We start from the raw sequence: 7987 nt of genomic DNA on the forward strand, positions 1-7987 counted from the left end.
CTGAAACTCAGTATATTGTATAAAAGTCGGTCAACTTTAGGAGGTTTGGTTTCTCGTCTGAATTACGCAACAAAGCCGTTTGCAATGTCGACGAAGGTAAGTAATGTACTGCTGAGAAAACTTACGGCTGAACCACATATCTCCTTGAAGCACCTTACCAATACCAACTTGCAACGTTTTTATATCATCAGAGGTATAGAAAATACCGGCCAAAGTACGCCAAGCAAAGAGATCTTCTGTCGATATGGATTGCTCACAATTAATTAAGATTTCAAGCGTGTCTTTCTGCTTGGCCGCTTTAAACTCCGCATAACGGCGAAAAATTTCATCCGTGATCACGCTGCAATCAACAATAATGGCTGATGCAAGAGATTCATGTAACACTCCGTGAATCAGATTATCTGGCGTGATTAGAGCAACACTAATACCGAGTTTGGTCTCCAATACATCTTTCAACAGAGATGACTGTAGACTTCCCTCCGTGATTAAAATAACGTTTCTTTTTTTTTGCTGCTCCATCCTGATCGCATTCCCTTGGTCGTTTCTATTGAAATACGCAATAGATTTAGATAGAGCGGTAGTATTGTCAAGTATGAAAATCACTAGTACTAATTAATAACTCATTGAAGTGTCAATAATTTTTAAGTGGCAAGTATGTGAGAGGTATTAGCATTTTTCAGACATTAAAAAAGGGAGTATAAACTCCCTTTTTGTGTTTGAGCAGGTGATTTAATCACGCACGTTAGAGGCAAAACACCACCTAACTTAGTGGATTGGAACTGCGTTTTTTTGGTTAAACTTACCAAAGTGTTGTTCTAACACTTCTGGCGTCAGCTTACCTTCCGCTTCCAGCTTTTTCAGCTCAGCGACGATCGCTTTTTGCTCTTCTAGCGACGGCAGTTTTACTTCTGGCTCCTGAGCGGTTTCTTGAGAAATTTGCTCTAGTTCTTTTTCGAAGTCATTCATAGTACTTACCTAAAATTAATGATTGAACTTTTAAACTTCGCCTATTCTATCCAACTCTATAACTTGAAGCTACCAACCATCTTGTCTAAACGAGAAGAGAGCGCTTGAAGATCGCGACTTGCATCCGCCAACTCTTCTGCTGTCGCGGTTGTCATTTCATTTATCGCGTTGATTTCTTCGATATTTTGATTAATGGTATGCACCACCGTGGATTGCTCTTCCGTCGCCGTTGCAACTTGTGTATTACGATCAGAGATGTCGGTGATTCGTTCAGAAATACTGATTAATACCTCGACTGCTTCATCGGTAGAAGTAACCCCTTCTATGGTGACCGCTTTGCCCGCTTCCATAGCATTTACCGCGTCTTGTGCGTCACTTTGAAGCTGATTGATCATGCGCTGAATCTCTTCTGTAGAATCAGCCGTGCGTGAAGCTAGGTTTCTTACCTCATCAGCAACAACCGCAAAACCACGGCCCTGCTCACCAGCACGAGCAGCTTCAATTGCAGCGTTTAGCGCAAGTAAATTCGTTTGCTCAGAGATGTCACGAATTACACCCAGAATCGAGCCAATATCTTTGGTTGTCGATGCCAACTGCGTAACAACAATATTGGTTGTTTCAACATCATCGGCTAGGCGGCTGATCACCTCTTTTGCTTTCATCACAACTTCTCGACCAGTTTGAGTGTTATCTGAAGCCTGATTTGCCGTATCAGCAGCGGTAGCAGCGTTCGATGCAATTTCACTGATGGTCGCCCCCATTTGGTTGATAGCTGCAACTACTTGAATGGTTTGATCACGCTGCTCTTGGCTGTTGTCGTGTGTGGATGTTGCTTTCGTTGACACACTTTCTGCCGCTTGACTTAATGAGCCACTGGTTAAAGCAACCTCTTTCATCGTGGCATGAATCTTCTCAATAAATCCATTAAAGCCTTTTGAAAGCTGAGCAATTTCATCATTACCCTTAATTTCAATACGCTGCGCCAAATCGCCTTCACCTTGCCCAAGGTCGGTAAAACGATCGGCAATCAGCCGGATTGGTTTCGTAATGCTGTTTGCTAACCATACGCCCATGAGGATGAATACAACGGCAACAATGATGGTCGTAAACAGCATTTTTTTAGCTGTCGCATTCAGGTCTGCGAATACTTCATCAACGGGAACCACGCCAATAACAAACCAGTTCATTGAAGGAACATACAAACTAGAAACAAAAGTATCCTGCCCTTCAAACTCCACATTAATTAGGTTGAAGCTATTTTTGTTCAACAGCGCACTTGCGTCACTACCAAATAGTTTAGTGATAGAAGTTTGGTTCTTACCTTGTTGGCGGTGTATTTGAATCTGGCCTTGTTCATTAGTGAGGAACACGTAACCCGTATCTTCAATTTTAAACCCATTGAGCAAAGCAACCATGTCCCCCATAGATTTAGAGAGACCTGACATTGATGTACCATTAAGATCTTGGAAATTGGCAAACATTTTCACTTCGCCATTTGCCTCTTGGAACACACTCACGGACGTTTCTTGACCAGACGACGTAAATCCAAAGAACCAAGCATCTTGCGTTCGGTTAAGTTGACGTAAGAATCCGTTTTGATTCCAGTAATATGCCGTTTGACGATTCGCTACCGACGCATCATTAAGACCATACTGTGATTTAACGTTATTGAGCTGCTGAACCAACTGAACTTCTACTGACGGATCACGGTCTGTATTAGATAGGGCTTCAACAATAAATTCGTTTGTAGCCAGCTGTTTTGCCGCTTGTTGCATTTCGACAACTTCGCGGTCAATTTCGGTATTGATTTGCTGCAACATCGCAGGTAGCTCGATGTCAATAAGACGATGGCTCAATACATCTCTCGCATGACGCTGAGCCATAACACCAACAATGATTGTTGATGCTAGAACAGCAAACGTAATGCCAAGTACAACCTTCTGTTTGATGCTCAAGGAATGAAGTTTCAACATATTCGGACCTTTTAAAAGAATCACTTGTTATTGGCCCCACAAGGGGAATCAGGTGCATATCTCATGACACGCACACCACGGAATCTTTATCGGCTCATATGTACAAAACTAGAGGCATTTCTCATTATATTATGAAAAATAAATGTAACACACTGTCAAATAAGCACTTTCAGAGATAGCACGTACTTGTAATTCTCTGTAGCGTCCCAATATTGAAAAGATAAATTGCAATAGAGCATTGGAACTTTTTTCACATGGAAAATGACCAATACTCAACACGAAAATCACATGGATACCGAGAGTCCAAAGCATGCATAAATCTAACTTCGAAACTCTTCAGCAATACTTAGAGTCGCAGATCATCGGACAGCAAGATCTGGTAAAGCAACTGCTTGTTGCGCTTCTTGCGGATGGGCATATTTTAGTTGAAGGCCCTCCTGGGTTAGCAAAAACCCGTGCAGTAAAATCACTCTCAGACTGTGTTGAAGGTGACTTCCACCGAATTCAGTTCACCCCTGACTTGCTGCCAGCCGATTTAACCGGCACCGATATCTTCCGTCCAGAAACCGGAGAATTCACTTTCCAGTCAGGTCCTATCTTCAACTCGCTTATTCTTGCGGATGAGATAAACCGTGCACCGGCCAAAGTACAAGCGGCAATGCTTGAAGCAATGGCAGAGAAACAAGTCACAGCAGGTCGTCATACCTACCCGCTGCCAGAGTTGTTTTTGGTTATGGCAACTCAAAACCCGATAGAGCAAGAAGGGACCTACCCCCTTCCTGAAGCGCAGCTAGACCGCTTTTTATTGCATTTAGAAGTGGAATACCCAGATGCGGAGCATGAGCTATCTATCTTGCGTATTAACCGCGGAGAAGCAAAAGGCGAAGCAAAGGTTGAACGCCCAATGTTAAGCCAACAAGATGTATTCACCGCACGTAAAGAAGTGTTGGATATTCATATGGCGGAAACGATAGAGCAGTACATCGTCCGTTTAGTTATGGCGACACGTCAAGCCAACGAATATGACACTGAGTTGGACAAGTGGTTGTCAATGGGTGTGAGTCCGCGTGCCACCATCGCTCTTGATCGCTGTGCACGTGCGCACGCTTGGCTTGCTGGTCGTGATTTTGTCTCTCCGGAAGATGTTCAAACCATGGCTTATCCGGTACTGCGCCACCGTTTATTGTTGAGTTACCACGCTCAAGCGGAAGGCATTACGGCAAACCAGGTCATCGATAAACTGCTAAACCTTGTTGGCAGTGCATAAACAGGTGAGTGATATGTCCGCTACACATTCATTACCACCTCATGCGAATGGGGTAACATTAACCCTTGAAGAGCTGCTCCAATATCGCACTCAATCTGTACGTTGGTTACCACCAGCACAGAGTCTCTGGTCGCAGATGAGTGGTAACCATACCAGTCGCCAAAAAGGGCGAGGTATGGATTTTATGGAGGTGCGCCAATATCAACCTGGCGACGATATTCGCAGCATTGATTGGCGAGTCACCGCTAGGACCGGTAAAGCACATACGAAGTTGTTTGCAGAAGATAAAGAGCAAGCGGTCATTCTTTATCTTGATCTAAGTTCTAGTCTACATTTTGGATCTAAGTATGTACTCAAATCCGTTCAATTGGCCCACTTTGCCAGTGTTCTAATTTGGCTAACTCTAGCTAAAAAAGATCGCATCGGCGCAGTGATTGATGACGGACATCAATGTCTTGAATTTCGCCCCTCTTCTTTACAAAGACAAGGGCTGCGGATTCTTAACGCCATAGTCGACATACATAATGCGCAAGTAACTCGTACTGCAAGCAACGACACTCGTACACTGCCGTATGCACAAGTATTGGAGACACTTCATACGCTCACCCCAAAAGGTAGCGAATTGATTATGCTCAGTGATTTTGCCCACGTAATACCAACGGAACTGGCACAACTACGTCGACTCAAACAACACAATAGCGTAAGGGCTGTTCAATTTTATGATCCGTTAGAAAGAGGCGAAACAGACTTTAGAGGTCAAGTGAAAGCTTCGGATGGGCTGCATAGTCAATGGTTTAACTTTGGCTCTAAAGGACAACGAAGAGAACTCGAAAACCACTTTACCCAACATCAAGAAACCATTAAGCAGCAGTGCCATTCGATAGCAATTCCATTTAACACGCTATCAAGTGGCTGGCCCTTAATTTCACAATTAAGCTAACAAACTGACAAGCAGTATTTATTAAGCAGTAATAATAATGACAACAAACAACCAAAGCCTAGACCTTGAACCTTTGATTTTGCCAAACGCACCGGATTGGTTTCCGCTCGCTTGGGGATGGTGGGTGGTGCTTGCAGCCACCTTGCTCTTCGTTTTCGGCATTTGTCTTTATGTGAGATGGCGTAAAAAACACTTACGCGCAAAAAAGACAGCATTAACACTTTTAACTCAACCTACCGCGCCTCATACCCCCTCTTCTGCTCTGGAAATATTGCGCCAGGCAGCATTGAGTTACTTTCCGCGTGAAAAGATCGCACCATTAACCGGAATCGCTTGGTATGAATTTCTCGATAGCCATACCAAAGAAAGTCGATTCGTAGACAAACAACATCAGTGGCAAGAAGCGTTGTATCAGAATTCTTCCCAAGGGCAGCATCAAAGCTTGGTAGACGATTGTGTCTTTTGGATAACCTACGCTTTACCACCAAAGAAAAAGGCAAATAACCGTGACTGAGCAAACACTCATAACCGATCTTGCCCAATGGCTAAACATTGAATTTGTCTGGTGGTGGGCACTGTTTTTGTTGCCCATCCCCTGGCTGGTATACAAGTTCCTGCCACAAGAATCTCAACAAGCCGAGATCAAATTGGCGTACTTACCAACCAATGAGAATCGCAGCAAGCCTAAGCAAGCGCTGCAAAAAGCACTTTCAATCGCGATCTGGGGCCTTCTTGTCGTCGCTTGTGCGCGTCCAGTTTGGTTTGGTGATCCCGTTGAATTCCAACCCAAATATCGGGACTTGATGTTAGTCGTCGATCTGTCCGGTTCGATGCAGCAGGAAGACATGGAACTCAACGGCGAATATATCGATCGCCTCACAGCAGTCAAAAAAGTTCTGTCTGATTTCGTAGCAAAGAGAAAAGGTGACCGTCTCGGAGTTGTTTTGTTTGGCGACCATGCTTATTTGCAAACACCACTCACTGCAGACCGAAAAAGCGTCATGCAACAGATTAATCAAACCGTCATCGGTTTGGTTGGTCAACGAACCGCCATTGGTGATGGTATTGGTTTAGGCACAAAAACCTTTGTAGACAGTGATGCTCCCCAACGAGTCATGATTTTGCTCAGTGACGGCAGCAATACTGCAGGGGTGCTCGAGCCGCTAGAAGCAGCGAAAATTGCGAAAAAATACAACGCCACTATTTACACCGTGGGCGTGGGCGCTGGTGAAATGATGGTGAAAGAGTTTTTCATGACTCGCAAAGTCAACACCGCAGCCGACTTAGATGAACAAACACTGACTAAAGTGGCAGAGGTGACAGGTGGACAATATTTTCGAGCGCGAGATACAGAAGAGCTCGAAAAGATTTATGACACCATCAACCAGCTAGAACCCGTATCTAGCGACACACAAACTTGGCGCCCACAGTCTGAATGGTTTCCATATCCATTAAGCGCTGCATTTGTATTATCGGTATTGTTATTCCTATTAAGGAGAAAACATGGCTGAGTTTATTTTCCTCAATCCTTATTGGCTTTTGGGGCTCATCGTGATCCCTATAGCACTCTTGCTTAATCACAAATTTAGAGCCCAAAAGTCCACACTGATTGCCCCTCACCTATCGCGGATGCTCGGACAAAACACGCAGTCTAAGCATTACTTCACTCTATGGGGTTTAGCTTGGGCAATAAATTGCATTTCATTAGCGGGGCCAAGCTGGCAGTCCAATGCTCGACCAAGCTTTGAGTTAAACCAAAACCGTATCTTGGTGCTTGATATGTCTCGCTCTATGTTTGCTACAGACATCAAGCCCAATCGGCTAGCACAAACACGTTATAAGGCGCTCGATTTGCTGCCTAAATGGAAAGAGGGAGCCACTGGACTTATTGCTTACGCTGGCGATGCCTATAACTTAAGTCCACTGACAACTGATTCCAGTACGCTTGCGGGCATTATCGAAAATTTGTCACCAGAGCTGATGCCTTTTCAAGGAGCAAACCTGCCTGCCGCGATTGAACTGGCGATCAACCAGTTTTCTCAAGCCGGCACGCAACAAGGCGATATCATCGTGTTAGCGGATGATCTTGATACGTCAGAGCTGTCTCGCGCGTTAGATTTAGTCCAAGGTACAAAGTTTCGCATTTCTGTTCTTGCCGTCGGGACTCCTAACGGTGCGCCTATCGCGCTGCCCGATGGCTCTCTGCTAAAAACGGCACAAGGCACAACCGTCGTAGCGAAAACAAACCTGAAAAATCTACAGACGCTAGCGAATAAAACTGGCGGTCTATTTGTTCCTATTCAACACACCAACCGTGACGTTGAAAACATCGCGGCCTTTACCAATAACATTGGTAGCCAGCTTTCTGCGACCCAAAGCGAAGAAGTTAAAACTGATTCTCGTCTCAACAGTGGCTTTTGGTTACTGCCGTTGTTACTTCTTCCTGCGGCTTTACTGTTTCGACGCGGCCTGATTTGGATGGTAGTTGCGACTGTAGTCCCAGTAACGTGGACACCGCATGCAGAAGCTAATCCGTTCTTAAATGCCGACCAACAAGGAGCGGAACTCTACAAGCAAGGTGAGTATGAACAGGCGCAAAACCTATTTACAAACCCAAGCTGGAAAGGAGCCGCCAGTTATCAAAAAGGTGACTACGAAGCCGCTATCGAAGCATTTTCTCATGATGCCTCCCTTAACGGCCGCTATAACCTCGCCAACTCGCTCGCTCAAAATGGTCAATTAGAAGATGCGGCTGATTTGTATAAAAAACTGCTAGAGGATAAGCCTAACTTTGAAGCCGCGAAGAAAAACCTATCGGTTGTAGAAGAAAAGCTAAAACAG

Annotated in this window: 7 protein-coding genes and 1 pseudogene; 5 read left to right on the top strand and 3 right to left on the bottom strand. The window is 44.6% G+C overall.

Annotated features, from left to right (window positions below):
* Positions 1–78: 78 nt before the first annotated feature.
* The 3 genes and pseudogenes from R7Z77_RS13785 to R7Z77_RS13795 form a co-directional block, all read right to left on the bottom strand.
* Positions 79–519 (bottom strand): annotated as a pseudogene (locus R7Z77_RS13785) (helix-turn-helix transcriptional regulator); the annotation flags it as partial.
* A 246-nt stretch (positions 520–765) separates the two neighbouring features.
* A complete protein-coding gene (locus R7Z77_RS13790) occupies positions 766–966 on the bottom strand; it encodes a restriction endonuclease subunit S (protein WP_005375165.1) in 201 nt (66 codons plus the stop codon).
* Positions 967–1022: 56 nt separating this feature from the next.
* Complete coding sequence (locus R7Z77_RS13795) at positions 1023–2939, bottom strand: methyl-accepting chemotaxis protein (protein WP_053303850.1); 1917 nt, start codon at positions 2937–2939, stop codon at positions 1023–1025.
* Positions 2940–3249: 310 nt separating this feature from the next.
* On the opposite strand from R7Z77_RS13795, the gene R7Z77_RS13800 reads away from it, so the two are divergent.
* The 5 genes from R7Z77_RS13800 to R7Z77_RS13820 all read left to right on the top strand — a co-directional run.
* Positions 3250–4206: an AAA family ATPase gene (locus tag R7Z77_RS13800; RefSeq protein WP_033906738.1), complete on the top strand. Its 957-nt coding sequence runs from the start codon at positions 3250–3252 to the stop codon at positions 4204–4206.
* A gap of 13 nt (positions 4207–4219) precedes the next feature.
* The gene (locus R7Z77_RS13805) at positions 4220–5146 is read left to right on the top strand and encodes a DUF58 domain-containing protein (RefSeq protein ID WP_154203995.1); all 927 of its coding nucleotides are present in this window, start codon (positions 4220–4222) and stop codon (positions 5144–5146) included.
* A gap of 37 nt (positions 5147–5183) precedes the next feature.
* Positions 5184–5660 carry a DUF4381 domain-containing protein gene (locus R7Z77_RS13810; RefSeq protein WP_206957843.1) on the top strand — a complete coding sequence of 159 codons (477 nt, stop codon included), beginning with the start codon at positions 5184–5186 and terminating at the stop codon, positions 5658–5660.
* Positions 5653–6657, top strand: a complete 1005-nt coding sequence (locus R7Z77_RS13815) for a vWA domain-containing protein (protein WP_213967605.1) — start codon at positions 5653–5655, stop codon at positions 6655–6657. The genes R7Z77_RS13810 and R7Z77_RS13815 overlap by 8 nt, the downstream gene beginning before the upstream one ends.
* Positions 6650–7987, top strand: a 1338-nt coding sequence (locus R7Z77_RS13820; RefSeq protein ID WP_318136714.1) for a VWA domain-containing protein, incomplete at its 3' end; no start/stop codon positions are given. The genes R7Z77_RS13815 and R7Z77_RS13820, both read left to right, overlap by 8 nt.

It is taken from the genome of Vibrio sp. 1401 (assembly GCF_033340295.1).

What these genes read in the sequence shown, in the direction of transcription:
- R7Z77_RS13795 (WP_053303850.1), bottom strand. Translation starts at nt 2,939, where the DNA reads ATGTTGAAACTTCATTCCTTGAGCATCAAACAGAAGGTTGTACTTGGC.
- R7Z77_RS13800 (WP_033906738.1), top strand. Translation starts at nt 3,250, where the DNA reads ATGCATAAATCTAACTTCGAAACTCTTCAGCAATACTTAGAGTCGCAG.
- R7Z77_RS13810 (WP_206957843.1), top strand. Translation starts at nt 5,184, where the DNA reads ATGACAACAAACAACCAAAGCCTAGACCTTGAACCTTTGATTTTGCCA.
- R7Z77_RS13790 (WP_005375165.1), bottom strand. Translation starts at nt 966, where the DNA reads ATGAATGACTTCGAAAAAGAACTAGAGCAAATTTCTCAAGAAACCGCT.
- R7Z77_RS13805 (WP_154203995.1), top strand. Translation starts at nt 4,220, where the DNA reads ATGTCCGCTACACATTCATTACCACCTCATGCGAATGGGGTAACATTA.